The following is a 24406-nucleotide window of genomic DNA, read 5'->3' on the forward strand; positions in this document are numbered from 1 at the left end:
TCCAATATGAACATATTGGCAAGAAGCTTAACAAAGAATAAAAAGCGTTTAGCCCACGTCCTTCGGGTCTTTCAGAGAAACGGCCTCTCTGCGTTAAGAGTGATTGAAAGGTATTAACATTCCTGCTCACTCTTGCCTTAATAGACCGTTTCTCTGATAAGACTGAAGTTCAGAAGACTTATTCGCACCTTCCCTAGCCACAAACCATTAGCAGTTTGTGTCTGTTGCATCCATACCTTCTTTCACTTCTTCACATGTGTCTTCAACAGTGTTACCGGCATCTGTCATGATGTCATCAAGTTCACTTCCTGCATTGTTTAAAGCTTCACCTGCTTCATCGATCGTTTGATCTACCGCAGCACCTGCATCGTTAAACGTCTGCTCAACTGTTTCACCTGCGCTAGACAAAGTATCTTCTACTTTGGTTTCTTCTGATTCCTGACCACATGCGGCTAATGTCGCTGCCGTTACAAGAACAAGAGTCGTATTTAATAGCGTTTTTTTGATATTCATAATGGTAACCTCCATTTAATTAAAAGATTGGCTGCTGTTTTGCGTAAGTCGCCAGCATCCCAAAGACTTAATTCAATCATCAGCAATTTAAGGCGCTAATCATTGATGTCAGTTACCCTATAGCGAAGGCCATGCCAACTTTTTAAAACAAACATAAAACATTGATAAATAACAAATTTATTAAATTTTAGACACTTAATACCTTAAGTTTCAATCAAGCATTCAAGTAACTTTTACAAAAACACTCGGTAACTATTTCCGCCAAGTAATTGTAAAGATGAAAACACTAAGGATGCCCTCCAAAGAGAAGCAAAATGACGATTCAAATACGCTCTTTTAAGCGCCACAAAAAAGTGTGAAGAAAAGAAAAAACACCACATAAAAGCATCAAGATTACACCTCTATTATGACGCTCATATTTCTATTTGTGGTGGTCTCAGTCTGTGCTAATCTCGCAAAATAGCGCACTGGTTTTATGGTGGTTTTTGACTTCAAATGAAGCTAGAAATCACCACATAAGAAAGGTCAGAGTTGTTATATTTTGGTCGATATAAAGATGGCGGTTTTGCCTCTCATTCTCGGCACTCATTGAAGCCTTTTGCTTCTTATTTATGATGAGCGTATTTCGCTTGGGGTAATAGTAATGACTTCCTCGTTCACTTTATTGGATTTAGGCTGGCAAGCGTATTTCCAACAACAGTTATCACTGGATGATTTAGAATCTAATCGTATTGCACGTATTTGCTCTCATAATGACAGCCAATATGAGCTGATTAGTGAATTTGGTTTGTTTACCTTAGACAAGTCTTTAGACACGCCTAATATGCTTGTAGGTGATTGGGTCGTTACCGATGCAGACAATGCTTTGCTACGCGCACTCGACGCCAGCTCAAGCTTTGATTCAATCGCTGCCAATATCGACACCGTTTTTATCATGTGTGCATTAAACCAAGACTTTAATCTGGCTTTGATAAAGCGCTATCTAACTCTCACTCATGACGCTCAGGCGGATGCAGTTGTAGTGCTAACAAAAGCGGATCAATGTGATGATGCTTCAGAGAAGCGTGCTCAAGTCGAAAAATTAGACCCTCTTCTGATTGTGGAAACAGTCAATGCTCTTGATTCTGATAGTCTGAGTGTTTTGACGCCGTTCCTTAAAAAAGGCAAAACCATCGCTTTACTTGGTGCGGTTGGCTCTGGCAAATCAGCGCTCATTAATACCTTGATGAAAACAGAAGATGACGCTAACCCAGTTCAAATGATTGGTGATTCTGGTGTGCTAAAAATTATGCCATCAGGCGCGATACTGCTCGACACTCAAGAAATGCGAGAGCTTCAATTGAAAGAGTTTGATAGCAGCACGATCGCAAACTTTGCTGACCTTATCTCGCTAGAAGATCATTGCCGATTCAGTGATTGCCACCACCAAGGTGAACCTGGCTGCGCCATTCAAAAGGCGCTTGATAACAAAGAAGTCGACGCTCAACGGGTGACAGAGTTTTTATTGCTTAAAAATGAAGACAATGACAGCGATGTAAAACAGAAATCCAAACCACAGGAAAAATTTTACCGCAGCGCCCAATCAGATATCCGAGCGAGAAAACACAGCTCGGCTGAATAAACTAGAACTAGGCTTTCTGTAAAACGGCTCATAACATACGCTTTACTCGCTATGTTGTGAGCCGTTTTTTTAGTTACAGATCAAGCCTCTGTCTTTCTTAAAAGTTGGATAAAAATGTCATCCGCCTTCAAAAATAGATTTGAGCTTTGACACTCTGTCCTTGAGTGTTTATAACAAGTGCCACTAATAGCATCTTGCTCTTTCCAATCCACAGAGGCGGCTTTCTGAATCACTATGTCTAATATTTTAATTCTTTTCTCTACTACAGACGGTCACACCAAGAAAATCAGCCAAAAGTTACAGGAAACAATCGAGCAATTAGGTCATTCTGTTAGCTTGCTGCCCATTGAAGAAGCCAACCAAGAGACGCTAAATACACACGATAAAATTGTGATCGGCGCCAGCATACGTTACGGCAAACATCAAAAACAGGTGGTTGATTTCATTACTCAGCACAAGGTCTTATTAGAAAGCAAACCAAGCGCCTTTTATACGGTAAACCTTGTTGCTCGTAAGCCTGAAAAGTGTCAACCAGACACGAACCCTTACATCATCAAACTCTTAGCTCAATTAGAGTGGCAACCAAGCCTACAAGGCGTTTTTGCGGGTAAATTAAATTATCCTAAATACGGTTTCATCGACCGTAATATGATCCGTTTCATCATGTGGATGACAAAAGGACCGACAGATCCAACGACGGTTAAAGAGTTCACAGATTGGGAAAGCGTACAAACCTTCGCACATTCCATCGACACGCTATAATTTGCTTATCGCTCACGTATAACTCAACACAATACTTTTACGGATCCGCCTTTTTTAAGGAATAAAGAAATGACCGACGCTTTACTATTAGCCTTTATTTTTCTGGTTGCTGGGGTTGTTTCTGTCCCCATTGCTGCTCGCCTTGGTTTAGGTTCCGTTTTAGGCTATTTGCTCGCCGGCATTATCATTAGTCCTTTGCTTACTTTATTCGAAGTCGACATCGAATCCATTCAGCATGTTGCCGAGCTTGGCGTGGTTCTTATGCTCTTCTTAGTAGGGCTAGAATTAAACCCAAAAAAGCTCTGGGCATTAAAATCCAAACTCATAGGATTAGGCGGAGGGCAAGTTGCCTTTACCGCCCTTTTCGTCATGGGTTTGGGTATGCTTTTAGATCAAGAGTGGCGCACGAGTTTGGCCATTGGCTTGGTGCTGGCCTTATCTTCTACCGCCATAGTGATTCAGACCTTAACCGAAAAAGGCTTGATGAAATCCGATGGTGGACAGTCTTCTTTCGCTGTTTTGCTCGCACAAGACATTGTGGTGATTCCTATTCTGGCCTTCATTCCCCTTTTAGCAACGCCAGAATTGATTGCCGCTTTAAGTCATTCTACCGAGTTGACAAGCGCCAGTGGTCACTCAGATAAACTCTCCTTCTTAGCCGATTTGAAAACATGGCAAGTAACTTTGGTAACCATAGGCGCAATCGCTATTGTCGTGCTAGGCGGCCATTTTTTAACCACACCAATTTTCCGTTTTATCGCCGTTGCGCAATTAAGAGAACTGTTTACGGCGACAGCGCTTATGTTTGTTATTGGCACCACATTGCTCATGACGCTTGTAGGACTTTCACCTGCGCTGGGCACCTTCTTAGCCGGCGTCGTTTTAGCGAACTCGCCTTATCGACATGAACTGGAAAGCGACATTGCTCCTTTTAAAGGATTGTTGCTTGGCTTGTTCTTTATGACAGTGGGTGCTGGGATTAACTTTTCACTTCTGTTTAGCGACTTTTTCTCCATCCTTGGTCTTACCATTGGCCTTATTCTCGTTAAAATCGCCACACTTCTCATACTTGGGCGCATCTTCAATATCCGAGGTTCAAACCGCTGGTTATTTGCTCTAGCGCTTGCTCAGGCAGGTGAATTTGGCTTTGTTTTGCTTTCTTTCACTGTCAGTAATGCGGTGATTTCTCAGGCCACAGCCGACGTCTTACTCTTGGTTGTAGCCTTGTCTATGTTGCTCACTCCTATGTTGTTTATCTTGTACGATAAAGTCATTGCTCCTCGCTACGCGAACGACCACTCTTCAAGCAAGTATGACGACTTACCAGACGATAATAAAATCATCATCGCAGGTTCTGGTCGTGTTGGAGCCACCATAGATAACATTCTGCGCCTAGCGAATTTTCATTCCACCGTGATTGATTTCAACGTCAAGCGACTTGAAGCACTAGAGCGTTTTGGCGTGAAAAACTACTTTGGAGACGCCACTCGTCCAGACCTACTTCATGCTGCAGGTATTGATGAAGCCTCGCTGCTGATTATTGCCATTGATGATCCTGAACAAACCATAAAAATGGTGAAATACGTCAGAGAAAATTATCCAGATCTGCACGTCATAGCGCGAGCTTTTGACAACAACCACGTTTACGATCTTTGGGCTTACGGTTGTCGAGACATTATTCGTGAGAACTTTGACAGCAGCTTACGCATGGGTCGATCAGCCTTTGAAGCCTTGGGCATTTCAACAGAAAAAGCAGAGAAAATGGTCGAGGTCTTCAGCCAACATGACAAAAAGTCAATGGTCGATGTGGCAGACGCTCATCAAACTGGTGTGCCTTTCCATGAAAATAAGGTGTTCATTCAACGTCTTCGTAAATACCTAGAAGAGAAGAACCCTCAACTAAAAGAAAAGATGCAAAAGATCCTCAATCAAACTGACGCTGACTAGGGAGGTGCGAATAAGTCTTCTGAGTTTCTGAGCTTTTGAGCTTTTGAGCTTTTGAGCTTTTGAGCTTTTGAGCTTTAGTCAGTGGACTTGTTCGTACCTTCCCTAGCCTCTCTTATTGGGTGAACCGGTCTGCAAACAATAAAATAAGAGCATTTTTAATAAATTATTTTATTTTTTGCTTTTCGGTGTCATCCAATATGTCAATTATTTCGTAAGTTATCTGAACTGGTTAAAAACTTTCATAAAGTGATGTTATAACTCGACTTTTAGACCACGTAATTTTTGACTTAGAGATTCAAATGAACACACATAAAACCCAACAGGATACGGGCAGTTACATTGCCCTTGGTGAATACTGTTTAATCTCTGCGCCAACCGTTAATTTACCCAATGGCGAAAGCTGTGTTCCTCAGCATTTTTATGGTTACAACCATGATTTAGAAAGTGTTGAATCCATTTTGAACCACATCCAGTTTTCCAATCACTACCCTATTTTTTGTGCTGAAGATGACCAAGGGCTTTTCATTCAAGTGGGGATTATTGGTCGAGAAAACTACCAACGTAACAATCCAGCCCGATCCAAGAAAATTGTCTACGGTCGAAAATGGCGTGTTGAGCCGAATTTACCTACGTCCGAGATTATCCAAACCGTTTTCCTTGCATTAAAAAAAGCTCGAGAGCATGAAATACGAGAACTGGTCACTTTGTCATCTATAGATGGACAAAAAGTGAGCACACCTTTTAACAGTCATCATGATCTGCCTTTAATGGCAGAATGCCGGAGCTTATTTCAATTATCTGAAACCAAACAAAGCTTCACGATTGAGTCTGTACAGCAGCTGTTAGACACACTCAAATTTGATCAAACTAAAATCCAATGTGTAGACCTTGTTCATCGCAGAAATGGCAAAGTCTTGGTTGATGTGATGTTCAATATTGGCGACAAAGAGCAAGATAAGAACATCGAATTCTCTGAACTTCACGGCATAGAAACCACTTTAGTTTTGAACACCTCGTCCACTAATGAGCTACTGTACGCTCTTATGGACACTCTGATTCAATTAAGTGATCGCTATGTGGAGAAGCATTTTAAATTTAACGGATTTAATCGCTTCAGCCGAGAACACGACTTACGACAAATTGGTGAGTTTTCCATTAACACGCGCTTTATTCAATCCAACAAACTGGATGAAAAAGGTAAGCAACTCATCACAGAACATAACTGTTCAGTGGATGAATCACGTGCCCCCAATATCAAACTTGAGCAGCAAAAACTCAGACTTGCTGAGTCGTTTAGAAACATTGAAATGATAGAAGGCTTTTTACCAAAAGGCTTTTAATGGACAGTCAAACGATGTAAGCGCTCATTCCATTTACCATTGTGTGAGCGTTCACAGGCTTCTTCTGTATCAAACAGAATTGATTGGCCTAGGTTTTTAATCGATAAACCAGCTCGGTTTAATTCGTCCACGATCAATCGACCAAAATACTCATCTTGCTTAGCTTCTCGGGCCGAGATTAAGTCTTCGTCTTTTTCAAACACACAAATAATCTTAAGCGAACCTGGGAAGTGATTGAAATTCACCAAATGTGTCAACCAAACAAAGCCAGACACGTCCCCCAAAGCGCTTTCACATACTTGAGTTAGCGCTTCACGAAGGGCTTTCTCTATTTTCTTATCCGATTTTTTCATGTTTCTCACAGAAAACTGTTCATTGGCTAAACAAGACAATGAACCAATTTATGATTTCAGAGTGTCATTGAGTTTTCTAAGACCGACAAAAAAGCCTCTTAATTAAGAGGCTGTTCAGGCTTTCGCCACAAAGATTGGCCAGATTTTTTATCAATCAAATCCAAACGCTCTTCGTGCATTTTTAACTCTTGCTCATTTGGTCGAATAACTTTTAGACGAGGACGGTCTGCTGATAATCTACGAATCACTTCTTCAGAACCATCTTCTTTAGATTCGCCATCAGAGCCGTTGCTCAAACCTAAACTGGTTTGGCCACCCGTCATAAGCAAGTACACATCGGCCAGAATCTCGGAGTCTAACAGGGCTCCGTGTAATTCACGATGCGAGTTATCTATTCCATAACGGCGACATAACACATCAAGGTTATTCTTCTGACCTGGATGCTTTTTACGCGCATACACCAAGCTATCGAAGACGCTGCAGACTTCCGCGGTTTTTGGGTAGCCTCCAATGCGGGCGAATTCATGATCCATGAAGCCAATATCAAAGGGCGCGTTATGGATAATTAATTCAGCGCCTTTAATGAAATCAAAAAACTCTTGGGCGACTTCATGAAAACGAGGTTTGTCTGCCAAGAACTCATTACTGATGCCGTGTACTTGGAAAGCTTCTTCTTCGACTTCTCGATCAGGGTTTATGTAGACATGAAAATGACGATTCGTCAGCTTACGCCCGATCATTTCTACACAACCAATTTCTATGATTCGATGCCCTTGTTTAGGGTCGATACCGGTTGTTTCTGTGTCTAGTACGACTTGTCTCATGCTGATGCCCTCAACTCTTCAATACCTTGATTAGCTAAGTCGTCGGCAATTTCATTGCCTTCTATGCCGGCATGACCTTTCACCCATTTCCAAGTGACTTGGTGCTTTTGACAGGCTTCATCTAGTGCTTGCCATAAATCTTTGTTTTTTACTGGCTGCTTAGAAGCTGTTACCCAACCTTTTCGCTTCCAACCTGCCATCCATTCAGTAATCCCTTTTTGTACATAAGAAGAGTCTGTATAAAGTGTCACATTGCATTCTTCTTTTAGTGCACGAAGCCCTTCTATGGCGCCCATAAGCTCCATTCGATTATTGGTTGTGTCGTGTTCACCACCACACAATCGTTTTTCATGTTCACCAAATGTTAGCCAAGCGCCCCAGCCACCAATTCCTGGATTGCCCTTGCAGGCACCGTCTGTATATATAATTACATCTTTCACTCTTTCATCTCTTTTGCTGTGGGCTTAGTTAATGGTGGTACGCGAACACGCGCTTTTGTCCAATGCGGTTTTATCGGCGTATAACGTTTTACCTGTTTTGTGGCTGTCATGACATACACGCCACTAAAAGGTAACTTGAGCGGTCGCAGCATTTTTTCTAGCCATTTAAAACGTAATCGCCAATTGCCATTTTGAATAGGCGGTTCGTAGTAAATAAAACGCTTTGTTTCTAAGGTTAAACCCGCTACCTTCAACCAATCTTCTAGGCGTTGATGAGCAATAAAACGACCGCACCAAGGTGCTTTTGCTCGCTTAGAAAACAACCGACAAAAGCCCCATAAGCTCCAAGGGTTAAAACCGACGACAATTAATTTCCCACTTGGCAATAAGGTTCTAGCCGCTTCCCGTAAATCATCATGAGGCGTAGCGGATGTATCCAATGTGTGATGAAAAATATGCACATCAATGCCATCTGTTTCAAAGGGCAACTCATTCGATTTTGCAACTATGGTACAACTCGAAGCACCAAGCTCTAACGCTGGCGCGATCAGAATGTTTTCTCGGATGCGATGATTATGAAACGCTATTTTTCTCAGCGGTGATTGCGTCACTAAGTAGTAGCCAACTGTGGAATCTAGCGTGGCTTCTATTTCTTTCAACTCAAGCTGAAGCACACTATTGCCGAGGTTACTCTGATACCAAGTCTGAAAAAATTGTCTTGATTGATTATCCGACATAAAATCAATTCTCTATAAAAACGGCATGGCGATGTATTTATTTTGGTTATCGGCTCGTCATGTGTAATCTAATCATTCTTATATAAAGTAGACAACACATGAACTTACTTCCGCTTCCTGCCTTTCAAGACAATTATATCTGGATAATCGAAGATAAAGATAGTTCAGACATTTGGGCTGTAGACCCAGGTTCCGCTAAAGTTGTTATTGAGTACTGCGCTCAGCATGAAAAAAATCTCGTGGGCATTCTCATTACTCATCATCATAATGATCACACTGGTGGCGTTGCTAAGCTGAAGGAACAAACAAACTGCCTTGTATACGGTCCAAAGCATCTAAAACATCTGGTGACACACCCTATCAAAGAAGGTGATGAAATCGCTGTTTTCACAAGAGTCTTTTCTGTTTTAGAAACACCAGGACATACTTTAGATCACCTTTGCTACTTTTCTGATCAAGCAACACCCATTCTATTTAGCGGTGACACTCTGTTTAAAGGTGGCTGTGGGCGAATTATGGAAGGCACACCAAAGCAGATGCTCGCAGCCATGGAAAAGCTATCCGCTCTTCCTGACAACACGCTCGTTTATTGCACTCACGAATACACATTAGCCAATTATCGTTTTGCATTATCTTTGGAGCCTGATAATACAGATTTAATTGAAAGCCATCTTGCGAGCACTCTTCTAAGAGAACAAAACAAGCCGACTTTGCCTTCAAATTTGGATTTAGAGAAAAAAACTAATCCTTTTTTACGTTCTCACAACCCTTCTTTGAAAACCCAAGCGGCACAACAACTTAAAGAAGAAGTCGCGACAAATTCCGTTGAATCCTTTAGTCAAGTCAGACGCGCCAAAGACACTTTTAGTTGACCTCTTTCGCTACACCCTTAAAATGACCAAACTTTATTCAATTTAGTGAGTTTCATGATTTATAGAATTTTTTGGATTTGCTTGACAAGTCTTACCCTAAGCGCCTGTCAAACGGCCTCCAAAATAGACACTGATGCTTCATCTAGCTCATTAGAAACAGTTGATGCAGTGGAAGCTGACATAGTCGATGCTGACCCTGAACGCTTAGGCTTTATTGACAGCGTTCCCGTTATCGATTCCTCGCTCGAAGAGTCTACCGACCCAGAAGCCAATACAGAAGAAGCAACAGATCAAGAGCCTGTCGTTGCTGTTAGCAAGCCAAAAGCTCCTGATGATATTTGGGACAGAATCAGAGCCGGTTATCAGCTAGATTTAGACATTGATCGCCCTCGTTTATCGTCTCAATTACGTTGGTTCAGCTCTCACCCATCTTATTTAGATCGTGTATCAAAGCGTGGCGAACGCTATCTCTATTACATTGTAGATGAGTTGGAAAAAGCAGGCATTCCAACAGAAATAGCGCTTTTACCAATTGTTGAAAGTGGCTTTGACCCTTTTGGCTACAGTCACGGTCGAGCATCCGGCCCTTGGCAATTTATTCCTTCCACTGGTCAGATGTATGGTTTGGATCAGACTTGGTGGTACGACGGACGCCGCGACATCATTGGTTCTACTCAAGCCGCGATTGCTTACTTAACTCGTCTACACAAAATGTTTGATGGCAATTGGTATCATGCCCTTGCTTCCTACAACTCTGGCGAAGGCACTGTGATGCGCGCCATCAGAAAGAATAGAAAAGCAGGCAAACCAACCGACTTTTGGTCGCTTGATTTACCAAAAGAGACGCGTGCCTACGTTCCCAAGCTAATTGCTTTGGCAAAAATCATTAAAAACCCAGAGAAGTACAACTACTCGACTTACTTCATCCCTAATAAGCCTTACTTTGATGTGGTGAATATCGGCGGTCAGTTGGATTTAGCTCAAGCCGCAGAAATGGCTGGTGTTAGCATTGATGAAGTGTATTTGTTGAACCCAGGTTTTAACCAATGGGCGACATCTCCAGATGGTCCTCACAGACTATTAATGCCAGTGGGTAAAGCGAAACAATTTAGAACAAAATTGGCTGAGATTCCGCCTCAAGACCGAGTTACTTGGGTGCGTTACACAGTAAAAGCCGGCGATAGCTTGTTGCTCATTGCAAAACAGCACAACACAACCGCTGGCGTTCTACAAAATGTAAATAAGATCTCTTCTTCTCTTATTCGCGTTGGACAAGAGTTGATGATTCCAGTTGCTGGTAACAATATTGAAAGCTACACACTCAGCTCTCACCAACGTTTGCTGGCGAAGCAATCTCGTGCGCCGACTAGAAACCGAATCAAAATAAACTACACAGTAAAGTCTGGTGACAGTTTATGGCTCATCGCCAATAAGTATGAAACAGACAGCAAAACCCTTGCTCGCTGGAACAGCATGGGACTCGCTGATCCACTTATGCCGGGTCAGAAGCTAGTCGTTTGGTTGCAACCTAAAGAATCTACAAACACCAACAGCACTCGCAGTGTGATGAAGAAAGTAGTTTATACCATTCGCTCTGGCGAATCGCTGGCACTGGTTGCCAACAAATTCAAAGTGTCTGTAAATGATATTAGAAGCTGGAACCCGAAAGTGGCCAGCCAAAAGTATGTTCAGCCAGGTGACAAAGTAACCTTATTAATCAATGTTGTAGGTGGTTAAGCAAACGGTTACTCGTTCTACCACTCCCAAAAAAAAGGGCCTGTCTTGATTAAGACAGGCCCTTTTTTATGATCAGCTTACTGGCTGGCTGTTATTCATAACGGCAAAGATAAGCGGTAGTTTCAGCCACTTTTACTTGAAAGCTCTGGTTTGCTTCAACAATGAAAGTCTCGCCTTTCGCAAAGGTTTTCCATTCTGTCTCTGTTGGCAAAAGTACAGTCAATGAACCTGAAACAACCGTCATGTATTCTCTTTGGCTCGTACCAAATTCATACTCACCAATCGCCATAACACCAACAGTTGATGTCCCTTCAGCATTGTCTAATGCAATGGATTTCACTTGATCATTAAAGTAGCTGTTTACTGTTAACTCTGTACTCATAAAACATTTCTCACTGATATTTTAAAAAAGAGCCTTCTTTTCCCAAAAGAGGATAAGAAACACACTCAACCATTTTCATTACCTGCCATCTGCTCAATGATCCACTCTTTAAAGGCCATCATTGCAGATGTCACCGATCGACGTTTTTCATAAACAAGATAGAAAGATTTATTTGTAATCAAATGCTGATCAAACAATATTTTTAAAGTGCCGGCCTGTATTTCAGGCATGACCAATTCAGGGTCAGACAAAGCAATACCTAAACCTTGAGCGGCTGCACCTGCGGTTAAAGAGCCACTCGAAAACATCAAACCTCGTCGAAAAAGCGTTGCATCTAAATCATGCTGCTGAAGCCAATCATGCCACTCGTCTTTGCGTTTTGTAACATGTAGAAGAGGATAAAAGCGCATATCTTCAGGCGTGTTAATAGGTTGATCTGCTTTGATTAATCTAGGATTGCATACAGGAGCCAGTCGAGCGGCACGTAAATAATGAGCTTCAACACCGTCCCAATCACCATTTCCGAAATACACCGCCATATCAATGTCATTGGCAGAGAAGTCGACTAAACCAGAAGACGAACTTATTTCAATTTGAATATCAGGATAACGCTCTTGAAAGCTTTCCATTCTCGGCATCAACCAACGAGTCAGAAAAGCCGGCGCCACTGCCAATCTCAATGACCCCGTTTTTTGCTGGCTTTTCAGCTCAGACGTGGCGTTTTCTAGCTGCTCAAAAATGCTTCTTATAGGCTTTAAATAGGATTCGCCAGCTTCCGTTAATATCACTTTCCGTTTAGTTCGACGAAATAGCTCAATACCCAGAAAGCTTTCTAGGCCTTTAATTTGATGACTAATCGCCGAAGGCGTCACAGACAACTCTCTAGCCGCTTTATTAAAGCTACCATGACGTGCTGCTGACTCAAAACATCTAAGCGAGTTTAATGGGGGCAAACGATTAATAAGCTCGTCTCCAATAGATAAGAAAGATTAATCAATATAGTGAAAATAACTCACCTGTCAACAAATAAAGCATCACCAACAGTCAAATTCACAGGCCGTCAAATATTACTCGTCTTCATCACCAAGATTCGCTGGTTTCTCTGTTCGCTTAGAAGGCAATTTAAAAGCCTCAAAGCCATCTTGCTGATTGTCATGAAAGCGCGCTTTACCTTGCGGTTTCTTAGCCACTTTTTTAGGAGATTTACTCGCCTTTTTATTCGGCGCTTTCTTAGCCGTTGGGCGAGCTGGTTTCGCTGGCGCCAAACCTTTAAACTTCGGCTCTAAGCCTTCAATGACTTCTGTCTCAAACGTCTTTTGCAAGAATGCTTCAATGGCTTTGAAGTTCACCCAATCTTTTGGCCCAACCAAAGAATACGCATCGCCTTTAAAACCTGCACGACCCGTTCGCCCCGTTCGGTGAACAAATTCTTCGGCTTGTTTAGGTAAGTCAAAGTTAAATACATGGGAAACACTCGCAATGTCCAAACCGCGAGACGCCACATCTGTGCTCACAAGAACCTCAAATTGCCCTTTAGCAAAACTTTCCATAGCTTTATTTCGAGCACTTTGTGACAAGTTGCCATTCAAAGCTTGAGTGGTTAATCCCCAGCCAGCGATCATCTCAGCAAGACGTACTGTGTCATTTTTTGTCGCGGTGAATACGATGGCTTGTTTGATCGTTTGATTCACTAAAACATGCTTTAACAGAGCTTCTTTGTGATCAAGGTGATCACAAAGCAAAATATGTTGGGAAATGTCTTTGTGCTCATCAAAGCCTTGACCAATTGCCACACGAGAAGGCTCTTTTAATAATTCCCCAGCAATAGCACTGACTTCCGTATTATCTAGCGTTGCAGAAAAGAATAATGTCTGACGTTGGCGATGACTAGCGGCTTCATTTATTGCGCGCATTGCATCCGCAAAACCCAAATCCAACATACGATCAGCTTCATCTAGAATAAGCAGTTCAAGACCTTCTAAATACACATGACGTTGTTTCAAGTGATCAACCAAACGCCCAGGTGTTGCCACAATAAAATGCGGATCTTTTTGCAGCTGTTTATGCTGATCGTTAAAGTTTTCTCCACCCTGAATTAAAGTAGAGGTAAAACGACTGGCGGCAAGCAAAAGACGTAACTGACCATAAACTTGCTTCGCCAATTCACGCGTTGGTACTAAAACAACTACTCTAGGGTCGCGTTTGGAGAGTGCTTTTTTCTTATACACACGATGTAATGCAGGTAAAAGATAAGCCAATGTTTTCCCTGAACCGGTTTTTGACGACGCCAATAAATCTCGACCAGCCATAGCTTCTGGAATAGCGCGAGACTGAATTTCGGTTGCTTCATCAAAGCCCAAATGGCCGATGGACTTCAAAATGCGATTATCAAAACCAAATTCTTCGAATAACAAAAAAATACCCCTTTAAAACGACAAAATAAGAAAACGTACAGCGACGTATAATTCGCGCATTATAACCCAGTTCCTCATTCATCTTGCATTAAAAGATACGATTTACCAGCACTGATTATGCCCATTCCTGTTCCCTTTTCGGTTTCAACCTGCACCAAGCTTTCCGCTAAGGCATAAAATACATTTCGGCTTAATAATGCCTTCATGCCGTAACGCATCGAAATATAAGGACGCTCTTCATTATCAAAAGGAGACACCCACATATCACAGTCTAGACCAAGAACTGAAACATCTTTGGTTTGCGTCGTAAATTCAATAGCTGGTCCTTGCTCCGTCTCTATCCAATTCCATTCCGTCACCAAAAAAGGCGCGTCTTCAACTTGGATTCGCACTTTCTCAACAGGCGTTACTAAAAAATACTCCCCTTCTTCAAACCATAAAATGCGGCTGAACATATTCACCATGGCGGGGCGATGAATTTTTCCACCTTCATGTATCCAATCACCATTTGCTTTTATGACTAGATCCATATCGCCACAAAAGTCAGGTTTCCATAAATGAACCGGCGGTAATGAAGACGTCGTGACTTCTTTTAAGCCTTTTAAAGCAATATCAGACATAGAGAACTTCCTGTTAGTTTTATGACAAGCGATGAAGTATTGAGCGAATTAGCCATTCTCACTTCATCTACAATATTATTCAACTTATAGAGAAGGCCATGAATTCGTTTCACTGTTAGAATAACCACATCAAATAAATATACCGAAGCGCAGAACAAGATTATCTGCCTCGACGACTTAGAGTGTGACATTATGAAATCCGAATTGGCAAGAAAGTTCCAAGATCCTAACCGAGGTGTGTACTTCATCGGCACAACACCACCTCGCTCCTCTGTTGAAGAAGAGCAATTGGAACAAATCAGTAACAAATTATTGGATCGCTTAGCAGGCGTTGAAGCCGATGGTTTAATCGTCTACGACATTCAAGATGAAACCAGCCGTATTGATAAGCCTCGCCCTTTCCCTTTTATGGAAACGCATGATCCAAGAGCTTGGTCAAAACGCCTTCATACTCAATCAGGTAAGCCAGTTATCACTTATAAGTCTGTTTCCTCTCGTAGCTCAGAAGAATTTTCAGGCTGGTTAACAGAAGCTTGGGAAGATTTTGGTATTCGTGATTTAGTTTTGGTTGGCTCCCCTTCTTCGGACGGCGATATTAAGCTACCTTTGCCGAAAGCGTACGACACTCTAAAAGCTTCTCCTCATGCCTTCAATTTAGGCGGCGTCACCATTGCAGAACGTCATGCTAAAAAAGGAGATGAGCATTTACGCATCATGAAAAAGTCTGATGCTGGCTGTGAATTCTTCATCTCTCAAGCGGTTTATAATCACCAAGCAACGGCAGACTTAATCAGTCGCTATGCCAGAGAATGTAGAGATCACGGTGAAGAGCCGAAGCGCATTATCTTGACTTTCACGCCGTGTGGCAGTGCCAAGACACTGGAATTCATGGAATGGTTAGGCATTTCTGTCCCTGATGCCACTAAGCATCGCATTTTGGATTCTGCGACACCATTGGCTGAATCTATCAAAATTTGCCGTAATGCCTTGGAGCAAATTATTGAGATTGCGCTACCTCTTGGCGTTCCTCTTGGCTTAAACATTGAAAGTTTAACCAATAGAAAAGAAGAGATAGACGCATCCATTCAATTGTACAAACTATTGAAAGCCACACTGGACTTAAAACTTGCCGAACAAGCGCTTTAGATAAAGCGCTTCACTTCCGCTAAAACTTGGTCAACATGAATATGTTGCATGGCTTCAGCATCATGCACTCGCGTTGACCAAGGCAGTTCTGCCACCGGCTTTTGATATTCCTTTTCAACCAATTGCTCATACACACTGATTACTTTATCCAAGTCTCGATATGGTCCAGTTCGTTTTGGATTGGAATGCGCATACAAACCTAATACTGGCGTTCCAACCAAAGTTGCCATATGAGCAGGCCCAGTATCTGGGCTGATGACCAATTCTGCGCCTTTCAAAACACTCAACATAACGTCTAGTTTCGTTTTACCGACAATGTTGATAACAGAATCTGTTTGTTCTGCAATGATGTGTTGAGCGAAAGACTTCTCTTCCGATGATGGCCCACCAGTAATAACCACTGACATACCTTTACTTAAAAGGTATGACATGACCGCCTGATAACCTTCCAGTGTCCAATTTCGATCAGATTTAGAAGCTGAAGGGTTCAAAACCACATAGCGACTCGGCAAATCAAAAGTTGTCTCAGGTAAATTCAATTCACACGGCAAGCTTGGTTCTGAAATTCCCAACACACTTGCGATAGACAAAAAAGAATCTAAAACATGCTCGCCCTTTGGTTTTGGCGCATATTCATTAACAAACCAATGTTGCTTTTCCCTAGAGTGAGATAAAGCAAAACCAACACGGCGTTTGGCTTTCACCATACGAGAAACAAGACTTGCTCGTAGCGACCACTGCAAATGCAACAAAACATCGAACGTCTGGTCTTTTAATAAAGACCGCAATGTTAATAAGCCAGAAAATCCACTTTTTTTATCGTACTCAACCACATTCACACCGTTCAACAAACGAACTAAATTTGCTTCTAGCGGCGAAGTCACCCAAGTCACTTTCATGTCTGGATAACGCATCATAATAGATTGAACCACAGCCATAGCGTGACACACATCACCTAATGCAGATAACCTTACCACGGCTAAATGCTGAATTTTCTCTTGTTCCATCTCTTCCTCTAGGGCTGCTTAAACAGAACAAGTATTATAGAATAGACACCATTGAATGTGTCCAACTTTATAGACATAAGAAAGAACACAATAACGAAGCGAGCAAGATGCCACAGCCCATCAAAGTATCATCGAACACTTTTCTCTTAAAAAGTGATCAAAACCAGCCACTCACTGCTTCATGGTTTGATCCTGAATTCTGGCAATCGCAAGAAGCATTAACTGGCACTGGCACCGGTCGTGGTGAAGTGTGGTTTATTAACAGTGAATTTGGGCGCTTCGTCATACGCCGCTACCGTCGCGGCGGCTTAATCGCAAAATTCAATAAACGAGGCTTTCTGTTTACAGGCCAACAAAACACTCGCCCTTGGCTTGAACTCAGTTTATTGGAACAGATGCGTAATCTGAACTTACCAGTCCCTAAACCCGTTGGTGGACTCTATACTCTTAAAAAAGGCTTTTACCAAGCCGAATTACTAACTGAGACTATAGATCATGCAGAAGACCTTTTTGACCTCATCAAAAGTGGCAAAAAAGATCAAATTGCATGGCAAGAGGTTGGCAAGGTCATCAAGCGCTTTCATACTAGCGGCATTTATCACTCTGACTTGAACTGTCATAACATCATGATAGATAAGCAAGGCAAAGTATGGGTGATTGACTTCGATAAATGCGAACAAAGAGTGCCAGATCCAAGCTGGATGCAATCTAATATTGATCGACTAAAACGCTCACTGGATAAAGAGTCGAGCAAATTTTCAAATTTTTATGTATCAGAAAAGCAATGGCAGGCTTTTTTAGAGGGATACCATGGCTAAGCAAAGCACATTAGATAAAAGCATTAAAGAGTTTATCAGCCCAAAACACTGGCTAAGTTGGTTAGGAATGGGGGCCGCTTTTTTAATTAGCTTTCTTCCTTGGTCTGCCTTACAAGCAGTGGGTAAAATTTTTGGGCGACTTCTCTATTCATTATCGCCTAGACGCCGACATATTTGTAATGTGAACTTTAAAATTTGCTTTCCAGAAATGACCAAAGCAGAAAGAGAGCAGCTCACTAAAGAACACTTTGAGAGCATGGGACAAGGCACGTTAGAAACCTTCGCTTCTTGGTTTCAAGATAAAAACCGCTTCGCATCACGAATTGTTTTTGAAGGGCAAGAAGTAATTGATCAAGTACTGGCTAAAGGTAGAGGCTGTATCCTAATCAGTGGTCACTTTTCCTCTCTTGATATTTGCGGCAGCCAAGTACCACGTATTCTTGACGTTCATCCTATTTATAAACTGCAGAAAAACCCTGTTGTAAACTGGGTTATGGAGCGCCAACGCAAGGCAATTTTCTCAAAAACGATTGAACGTAGAAATATGCGTGAAGTACTTAAATCGCTGAAGAAAAATAAAGCTGTCTGGTACGCGGTAGATCAAGACTACGGTCGAAGAGATTCTGTTTTTGCCCCTTTTTATGGTCGTGAATGTGCAACCATAGCGCACATTGGACGTATTGCAAAGATGACCAATGCTCCAGTTGTTCTGTACGATTACGGCCGCACAGAAAATGGCTACCACCTGACATTTACAGAAGTGCCAAACTTCCCAACGCCAGATGATATAGAAAATGCAACGACGATTAACCGTCTAATGGAAGAAAGTATCAACCCTAAGAAACCACAGTATTTTTGGGCACACCGTCGCTTCAAGACCCAAAAAGAAAAAGGCACACCTTCTCCTTATTAAAAATCGTTCACATATAAACAAGCCCCATCAAATTCATTCCGATGGGGCTCTTTGAATCATTTCACTAGACTATCCCGCACTTCCGCCATTAATTTTAATGACTTCAACCTTGCTTCTGAATCATGAATTGGCATTGAAACAATCAATTCATCCACCTGAGTCGTATCAAGAAAGCTCGACAGCTGAAAGGCCACGGATGCTTTAGAACCTACAACAGCATATTGCAGCATATGTTCGACCATGTACTTCTCACTTGACGACCACATAGTGTCCATTGAATCCACTGGTCTTGGGAAAGGTTTGTTGCCATTTCGACGTAAGTTAACAAACTGCTGCTGAGCCGACGTAAATAGGAATCTCGCTTCTTCATCTGTGTCCGCCACAACTGCCATGACACCAGCCATGGTATGAGGCTTAGTCAGTTGTTCAGATGGCTTAAAGTGGCGACGGTAAAGGGTTAAAGCTTGAATCAATTGATCTGGTGCAAAGTGAGAAGCAAAAGAGTAAGGCAAACCAAATTCAGCCGCGACTTGTGCACTGTATAAACTAGAACCAAGCATCCATAAAGGCACATTCGTCCCAAAGCCTGGCACAGCTTTAATCCCTTGGCTTTCATTTCCAAGCAAACGCTGTAATTCCAAAACATCTTCAGGGTAGCTATCGACAGCCGCATCCATATTACGTCGTAATGCTCTGGCCGTTTGCATATCCGTACCCGGCGCTCGCCCTAAGCCCAAATCAATTCGGTTCGGATAAAGCTCAGCCAGAGTGCCGAACTGCTCGGCAATCACCAGAGGCGAATGATTCGGCAGCATAACACCACCAGAACCTAATCGAATCGTATTTGTTGCTGAACCAAGATGAGATAAAACAACAGAAGTGGCAGAGCTTGCGACACCTGCCATGCCATGATGTTCCGCCAACCAGAAACGCAGATAATTATTTTCTTCTGCTGCAATGGCCATTTTACGGCTCATCGCAAGGGAATCCGCAACAGAACAGCCCTCTGCAACGGGCGCTAAATCAAGAATAGAAAAAGGGACCATAATATTTTCCAACAATATAGAGTATTCCCTGTTAGTTGGGCTTCACTCCTAAAGATACAAGTGGCCAATATTGCAGAGAATGCAGAAGCGCTTCTCTGCTTTGTTTACAGCCACTTCCAGTAACCTATTATTGGTTTTCTAAGCGGTTATAATCCAATATACCGCTTTCTCTTGGTCGGTCTTGCTTGTTCAAATTCGAAATCGAGTCACTGACGAACCAGAAGTTTGGGTTCGTACGACGAATGCCAAAACGATTCAGCAGGTCAATATAATCTGACTTGTTTTTTAACTGGGACATTTGCTTCGCCCAAACAAGCAATTCTGCCTCTTCTACTTGCATCAAGACGTTTGGATAATCTCCCAATACTCCCTTCACCAGAGTAACGCCATCTTCTTCCGGCAACCGTGTCGCTTCTTCGTTCAATAAACTCGATATATTGGCGTGAGCTTTGTTGTGAATCACACTAATCACATCTACTGGCACACCCTTATTACTCACCAGAACAGTGACAACATTCGGCAAATAAGACAGCCCTTTTCCGCGCACTTTTTGCAGTTCATACAGCCCTGCGACATTTTCAGCAGAAAGCTTACTCTGCTCCAAGTCGTAACTATGGTCCAGCACGTTAGAAAGCTTCACCTTCAGCTTTTCATACAGCTCAGCTTGTCGGTCATTGGATTCATAAGTCACCTGAGATTGACGATCCACTTTAATGTAATCGCTAAAAATATAATTTTTGATGGATTGGTTTGCATCTCGATACCAGAACTCGCGAATTTTTTGTCTGTCTTCTTTTGGCAATAAAAGTAAAAAATTCATTTCACCTTCCATACGCAAGAAATCCATATATAAGCGAGTGACCAATTGATGCCCAACATTGCCATAAACATCAAAGCCCGCCACCAGCAAATAATGAATACGCTCCAAAAGTGGATAATCAATTATCCAAGCTGTTTTAGGGTGCTGCCCAACCATACCTTTTACCACAGTGGCATTATCGAAATGGCGGAAAATAGTCAGCGCCGCATTAGTATTTACTCCATCGCCATCCCATATTACGTTGAGACCTAATGGCACTTTTCTGCCTATTTCACTCTCAATCAACTTAGCCTTTGAAGACAAATAAGATTTTTGCTGCTCAGAGAAAGTCACCCAAGATGCCAAAGGTAAAGCATTACTCGACTCAATTGCTGGCAAATCAAGTTCTTGCACTTGGTCTTCAAGCAGATCAGCAGAGCCTTTGTTATAACCCAACTCAGGATCTAAAAAGTACACCCAAAACTGCTCATTAATCACATTCACAGCAACTTGCCCGCGACACACAGGACCTTTAATGAAGGCCATAATGGTATTTTGCGCATGATCTAATAGAAAGCGGTAACGTGCATGAGCAGGAATTTCACGAAATGCTTTGAAAGGGTTCGTTGCAACTTTAGGCGCGTAACCTGGGTCTTTTGTGACTTGATACTCTTCGGCATAAAAATAAGACTGCCAGCGAGCATAACGCGCTTCATCTAGTTGCATCGGAATATGGTTTTTCTGTACTTTCACTTCAGGATCTGCCCAAAGTCGATAATAGACTCGACTCACACCTGGAGCATCATAAGGCCTGCGCGTTGCAATTAAATCAATCGGTTCACCTGGCGGCGTTTTGGAACGAACAAGCTGAAAACGGAATTCTTCACCATCATCCAAATACAAACTGTATAAATACAAATGCTCATATATGTAACGAGATATCAACTGACCTTTTAGGTCATCTTTATTTAATCGAGACTCCCACAAATCCACTTGCTTTTGAAGGGCTTCCGGTATGGATTTCGCTTCTGGCATTTTGCCGCCTTTTGCCAACCAACGAGTCAGTACATCGTACTCACTTGCGCTCAAAGCAGGCAAACCATAAGGCATTCCCAAACTTGGGTGATTCTTTTCTACGCCCGAATATTCTTCAACACTAGAGCACTGCTGCTCTCGAGCCAATGAGAAGTCATACTCATCTGGTAAAACGTCCTGAGTAAAAGCGCCTTGCTGTTTACGCAAAGCAATGGCCCGATATAAAACACTGCCTTGTAGATTCGCTGCAGGCGATTGTGCTCGCTCATTGAGGACGGGATGAAAGCCTTTTTCACGCCATTCATCCGTCGTTTTTGCATCAATAAATAATCGCGTAGGTGTTGCCGCCAATAAACGAGTGCCATCATAAACCAAATCTTTTGATCCGCCTCTCTCGATGCCGCTAGGCGCGGTTAATTTCAACTGACAGGGCGCATCGTAACAGGCATGGCAAGAAACACAGCGACTGTCTAAAATAGGCTTCACTTCATTATTGTAAAATGCGACATCGCTTTCACTCGTCTCAACAATACGGTTTTCAACGCTTTGCGACCCAAAAACAGAGTCTAATTGTTGTGTCGCATAGACAGCACAACCAGACACCAGCAAGAATGTAAAAATAAGAATGATCCACCGAGACACAATAAAAACCTCTTTGCTGGTTTATCTGGAGTATTTGAGCGTGCAGGACAATGACAACTAAAAAGCCATCAATACAAGCTTAAGCTATATATAAAAAAACGCCTATAAAGGCGTTTTTAGAAAGAAATAGCAGCTTTAAAGCTGACTACTTGGATTCGTCTTCTTCGATCTCGCCAACAAAATCATCTGGATACTCTTCAGACAATTCGTAAGCATCATCGCCCATATCGTCATTGGCAAGCATCAATGCTTCTTCATAAGCTCCACCAAATTCGATACGCGTAATGTCGTATAGGTCGTATTCAAAAGTATCATCAAACCAACGAGCATCAGAGCCGATTTCTTCCAGCTCATAAGTCACTGCATCAGCACGTATTACACGGCCTATTTCACAGCTATCTGGCTCAACTTCTTCACGGTGCAATGTCACCAAGCCAAACTCTTCGCTGATATCAATCAACAAAACAGCAAGATCGTCTAAATCGACTTCTGGGTCAACGACCTCTTCACCACGAAGCGTTAATACTTTCTTCTGAAAATCATTAAAAGGCGCCGGATGTGCAAAGTCACTAATGTCTTCTAAAAATAGGATTTGGTAGCCGTTAAGGCGAACACTGTCATCCACTAATTGGAGCAAAACCATTTCTTCGTTGGCATCTACAACAAAGCCGTCAGTCCAACCATCTGGTCCGTCTAAGTCTTCACGAAAAATGCGAACAACATTATTTCGAGCACGGGCTTTTTCCAATTCGATGAGCATATCGGCTCCCTAAAAAAACATTTAAATTAATACTGGCTAGTGTAAACCCAGCCAGCGCAAGGAACAACTATTGCAGCACTTCATACCAATTTTCGATCATATTAATCAAATCATCTAAACCACATTCAGCTTGAATGCCATCGGTAGATGTTTGATAGAAACTTTCTTGAGAGTCAAACATGGCTTTTATTTCTTCTTCCGCTGAATCCATATCCACTTGTCGAATCACAGAAACGCCTTCTTCACTCAAAATCACGCTGAAAGGACCGTGTTTAAATTCTGTTGTTTCTTTTTCAGACTCAGCCAATCGCGCCGCCATTAACACGCGCTGTATGCTTTCTAATTCACGCACATACTCAGATACCCATTCACCGATCGCGGCAAACTCGTAACTGGTATAAATGCGGTAAATACTTTCGTCCTGATCAAAGGCAATTTCATAATCCATGACCCTGAACCTCACTGATTGTCATCTAAATTTTCGTCTGGCTTACCGGATTGGGCATCGCGATAAGCGCGATTATTTGCACGTTGTCGCTGAGGCACGGTCGCCGCTAATTTTGCTTGCCTTGCTGCTTCTTTCTTCGCTTTTGCTTCTTCAACTAAAAGCTCTTCTCGTGCAATCATTTCTGGGGTTTCCATAACATAAGGACCAATCGCGCCTGTCCTTACATCATTTAAAAAAACTTCTGCCGCTTTATGCATGTCAACTTTACCGCCAGAACGTAAAGCGCCACGCTTGGAACCAATCACCTTCAATACATCATAAGGATCTGAAGCGAGTTCTTTTAATTTATAGCGAGTAGTAAGCGCTTCCTCATAATCCGACATAAAGAATTTGAGACCAACTAAAGCCACATCTTCATAGTCAATTGCGGTATCGCGTACAGCACCAGTAACGGCTAAACGGTAGCTGGCATCTGGGTTTTCTATTTTAGGCCACAAAATACCGGGAGTATCTAACAGTTGAAAACCGTTGGTTACTTTCAGTTTTTGCTGCGCTTTAGTAACAGCAGGTTCGTCGCCGACTTTCGCCACACGACGACCTAACAAGGCATTCATTAAGCTGGACTTACCTACATTGGGAATCCCTGCAATCATGGCTCTAATCGGCTTTTCAGCCGTTCCACGATGGGGCACCATTTGCCCAACCCATTGGCTAATTTTAGCGACATCTGACTTATCCAAAGTAGAAAATGGGTGCGCTAATATGCGGTCGTTACCTCGCCAATGGTCAAGCCATAAGTCTAAACGCGCTTTATCTGCTAAATCTTTTTTATTTAATAAACGAAGGACAGGAACATCGCCTCGTAAGGTACTTAACATAGGGTTTTGGCTAGAATCAGGAATACGGGCATCTAATACTTCGATGACTATATCCACTTGCGTCATGACTTCTTCGATTTCTCGACGCGCTTTGTTCATGTGCCCTGGATACCACTGAACGCCCACCTAATTCCCCCTATTGTTATGATCACCTTTATAGCCGAGTATTAAGGAAGGTTTATCCACACGCCGAAGCCAGTGAACTTGTTCGTACCTTCCTTAAATCAGTTCGACCAAGTTTTTGCGGTGGCGGATTCTACCACAAGTTCTGACGAGATAGAGTAAATACTACGTATATCTCACTGATAGATTTCCCCCTGACTTAAGTCAAGGTGAATCCCAGCAAAAGACT

Annotated in this window: 24 protein-coding genes; 9 read left to right on the forward strand and 15 right to left on the reverse strand. The window is 42.4% G+C overall.

The window, feature by feature from the left end:
* Positions 1–207: 207 nt before the first annotated feature.
* Complete coding sequence (locus tag ACMUMQ_RS00880) at positions 208–513, reverse strand: hypothetical protein (RefSeq protein ID WP_414680170.1); 306 nt, start codon at positions 511–513, stop codon at positions 208–210.
* Positions 514–1156: 643 nt separating this feature from the next.
* On the opposite strand from ACMUMQ_RS00880, the gene rsgA reads away from it, so the two are divergent.
* From rsgA to ACMUMQ_RS00900, 4 genes are all read left to right on the forward strand, one after another.
* Positions 1157–2134, forward strand: coding sequence for a GTPase RsgA (gene rsgA / locus ACMUMQ_RS00885; protein ID WP_414680171.1), 978 nt, complete (start codon positions 1157–1159; stop codon positions 2132–2134).
* Between the two features lie 234 nt (positions 2135–2368).
* Complete coding sequence (gene hemG, locus ACMUMQ_RS00890) at positions 2369–2896, forward strand: menaquinone-dependent protoporphyrinogen IX dehydrogenase (protein ID WP_414680172.1); 528 nt, start codon at positions 2369–2371, stop codon at positions 2894–2896.
* 69 nt (positions 2897–2965) lie between these two features.
* Complete coding sequence (locus tag ACMUMQ_RS00895) at positions 2966–4843, forward strand: cation:proton antiporter domain-containing protein (RefSeq protein WP_414680173.1); 1878 nt, start codon at positions 2966–2968, stop codon at positions 4841–4843.
* 299 nt (positions 4844–5142) lie between these two features.
* Positions 5143–6183, forward strand: a complete 1041-nt coding sequence (locus ACMUMQ_RS00900; RefSeq protein ID WP_414680174.1) for a hypothetical protein — start codon at positions 5143–5145, stop codon at positions 6181–6183.
* Here ACMUMQ_RS00900 and ACMUMQ_RS00905 read toward each other — a convergent pair.
* The 4 genes from ACMUMQ_RS00905 to ACMUMQ_RS00920 form a co-directional block, all read right to left on the reverse strand.
* Positions 6180–6536 carry a Fis family transcriptional regulator gene (locus ACMUMQ_RS00905; RefSeq protein WP_414680175.1) on the reverse strand — a complete coding sequence of 119 codons (357 nt, stop codon included), beginning with the start codon at positions 6534–6536 and terminating at the stop codon, positions 6180–6182. The genes ACMUMQ_RS00900 and ACMUMQ_RS00905 overlap by 4 nt on opposite strands.
* A 98-nt stretch (positions 6537–6634) precedes the next feature.
* Positions 6635–7360 carry a DNA polymerase III subunit epsilon gene (gene dnaQ / locus ACMUMQ_RS00910; RefSeq protein WP_414680176.1) on the reverse strand — a complete coding sequence of 242 codons (726 nt, stop codon included), beginning with the start codon at positions 7358–7360 and terminating at the stop codon, positions 6635–6637.
* Positions 7357–7800: a ribonuclease HI gene (rnhA, locus tag ACMUMQ_RS00915; RefSeq protein WP_414680177.1), complete on the reverse strand. Its 444-nt coding sequence runs from the start codon at positions 7798–7800 to the stop codon at positions 7357–7359. Before rnhA ends, dnaQ begins: the two co-directional genes overlap by 4 nt.
* Positions 7797–8537, reverse strand: coding sequence for a class I SAM-dependent methyltransferase (locus tag ACMUMQ_RS00920; protein WP_414680178.1), 741 nt, complete (start codon positions 8535–8537; stop codon positions 7797–7799). The genes rnhA and ACMUMQ_RS00920 overlap by 4 nt, the downstream gene beginning before the upstream one ends.
* Before the next feature lie 98 nt (positions 8538–8635).
* Here ACMUMQ_RS00920 and gloB point away from each other — a divergent pair, with 98 nt between their 5' ends.
* Together gloB and ACMUMQ_RS00930 are read left to right on the forward strand one after the other, a co-directional pair.
* On the forward strand, positions 8636–9409 hold the full coding sequence (gene gloB / locus ACMUMQ_RS00925; RefSeq protein ID WP_414680179.1) for a hydroxyacylglutathione hydrolase: 774 nt from the start codon (positions 8636–8638) through the stop codon (positions 9407–9409).
* Between the two features lie 81 nt (positions 9410–9490).
* Positions 9491–11146, forward strand: coding sequence for a lytic transglycosylase (locus tag ACMUMQ_RS00930; RefSeq protein ID WP_414680180.1), 1656 nt, complete (start codon positions 9491–9493; stop codon positions 11144–11146).
* A gap of 91 nt (positions 11147–11237) precedes the next feature.
* Here ACMUMQ_RS00930 and ppnP read toward each other — a convergent pair whose 3' ends face one another.
* The 4 genes from ppnP to ACMUMQ_RS00950 all read right to left on the reverse strand — a co-directional run bounded on the left by ppnP (position 11238) and on the right by ACMUMQ_RS00950 (position 14562).
* Positions 11238–11528, reverse strand: coding sequence for a pyrimidine/purine nucleoside phosphorylase (gene ppnP, locus ACMUMQ_RS00935; RefSeq protein WP_414680181.1), 291 nt, complete (start codon positions 11526–11528; stop codon positions 11238–11240).
* Positions 11529–11593: 65 nt separating this feature from the next.
* A complete protein-coding gene (gene gcvA, locus ACMUMQ_RS00940; RefSeq protein ID WP_414680775.1) occupies positions 11594–12490 on the reverse strand; it encodes a transcriptional regulator GcvA in 897 nt (298 codons plus the stop codon).
* 105 nt (positions 12491–12595) lie between these two features.
* Positions 12596–13942 carry a DEAD/DEAH box helicase gene (locus ACMUMQ_RS00945; protein WP_414680182.1) on the reverse strand — a complete coding sequence of 449 codons (1347 nt, stop codon included), beginning with the start codon at positions 13940–13942 and terminating at the stop codon, positions 12596–12598.
* A gap of 74 nt (positions 13943–14016) precedes the next feature.
* Positions 14017–14562: a DUF1285 domain-containing protein gene (locus tag ACMUMQ_RS00950; protein ID WP_414680183.1), complete on the reverse strand. Its 546-nt coding sequence runs from the start codon at positions 14560–14562 to the stop codon at positions 14017–14019.
* A gap of 192 nt (positions 14563–14754) precedes the next feature.
* Between ACMUMQ_RS00950 and ACMUMQ_RS00955 the strand changes: the two genes are divergently transcribed.
* A complete protein-coding gene (locus ACMUMQ_RS00955; protein WP_414680184.1) occupies positions 14755–15708 on the forward strand; it encodes a methylenetetrahydrofolate reductase in 954 nt (317 codons plus the stop codon).
* Here the strand turns inward: ACMUMQ_RS00955 and ACMUMQ_RS00960 are convergent.
* Positions 15705–16715 (reverse strand): glycosyltransferase family 9 protein, encoded by a 1011-nt coding sequence (locus ACMUMQ_RS00960; protein ID WP_414680185.1) that lies wholly within the window; start codon positions 16713–16715, stop codon positions 15705–15707. The two genes, ACMUMQ_RS00955 and ACMUMQ_RS00960, sit on opposite strands and share 4 nt — an antisense overlap.
* A 107-nt stretch (positions 16716–16822) precedes the next feature.
* Between ACMUMQ_RS00960 and ACMUMQ_RS00965 the strand changes: the two genes are divergently transcribed.
* A complete protein-coding gene (locus ACMUMQ_RS00965; protein WP_414680186.1) occupies positions 16823–17533 on the forward strand; it encodes a 3-deoxy-D-manno-octulosonic acid kinase in 711 nt (236 codons plus the stop codon).
* Positions 17526–18446 carry a lysophospholipid acyltransferase family protein gene (locus ACMUMQ_RS00970; protein WP_414680187.1) on the forward strand — a complete coding sequence of 307 codons (921 nt, stop codon included), beginning with the start codon at positions 17526–17528 and terminating at the stop codon, positions 18444–18446. The genes ACMUMQ_RS00965 and ACMUMQ_RS00970 overlap by 8 nt, the downstream gene beginning before the upstream one ends.
* Before the next feature lie 56 nt (positions 18447–18502).
* On the opposite strand, the gene ACMUMQ_RS00975 is transcribed toward ACMUMQ_RS00970, so the two are convergent.
* The 5 genes from ACMUMQ_RS00975 to ylqF form a co-directional block, all read right to left on the reverse strand.
* Positions 18503–19492 (reverse strand): LLM class flavin-dependent oxidoreductase, encoded by a 990-nt coding sequence (locus ACMUMQ_RS00975; protein ID WP_414680188.1) that lies wholly within the window; start codon positions 19490–19492, stop codon positions 18503–18505.
* Between the two features lie 127 nt (positions 19493–19619).
* Positions 19620–21968 (reverse strand): fatty acid cis/trans isomerase, encoded by a 2349-nt coding sequence (locus ACMUMQ_RS00980; RefSeq protein WP_414680189.1) that lies wholly within the window; start codon positions 21966–21968, stop codon positions 19620–19622.
* A gap of 145 nt (positions 21969–22113) precedes the next feature.
* Positions 22114–22728: a hypothetical protein gene (locus ACMUMQ_RS00985; RefSeq protein WP_317003180.1), complete on the reverse strand. Its 615-nt coding sequence runs from the start codon at positions 22726–22728 to the stop codon at positions 22114–22116.
* A gap of 67 nt (positions 22729–22795) precedes the next feature.
* Positions 22796–23176, reverse strand: a complete 381-nt coding sequence (locus ACMUMQ_RS00990; RefSeq protein WP_347983763.1) for a YacL family protein — start codon at positions 23174–23176, stop codon at positions 22796–22798.
* A gap of 11 nt (positions 23177–23187) precedes the next feature.
* Positions 23188–24180, reverse strand: coding sequence for a ribosome biogenesis GTPase YlqF (ylqF, locus tag ACMUMQ_RS00995; RefSeq protein WP_414680190.1), 993 nt, complete (start codon positions 24178–24180; stop codon positions 23188–23190).
* Between the last annotated feature and the right edge of the window lie 226 nt (positions 24181–24406).

Source organism: Marinomonas algae (assembly GCF_047525555.1).
Lineage (GTDB): Bacteria > Pseudomonadota > Gammaproteobacteria > Pseudomonadales > Marinomonadaceae > Marinomonas.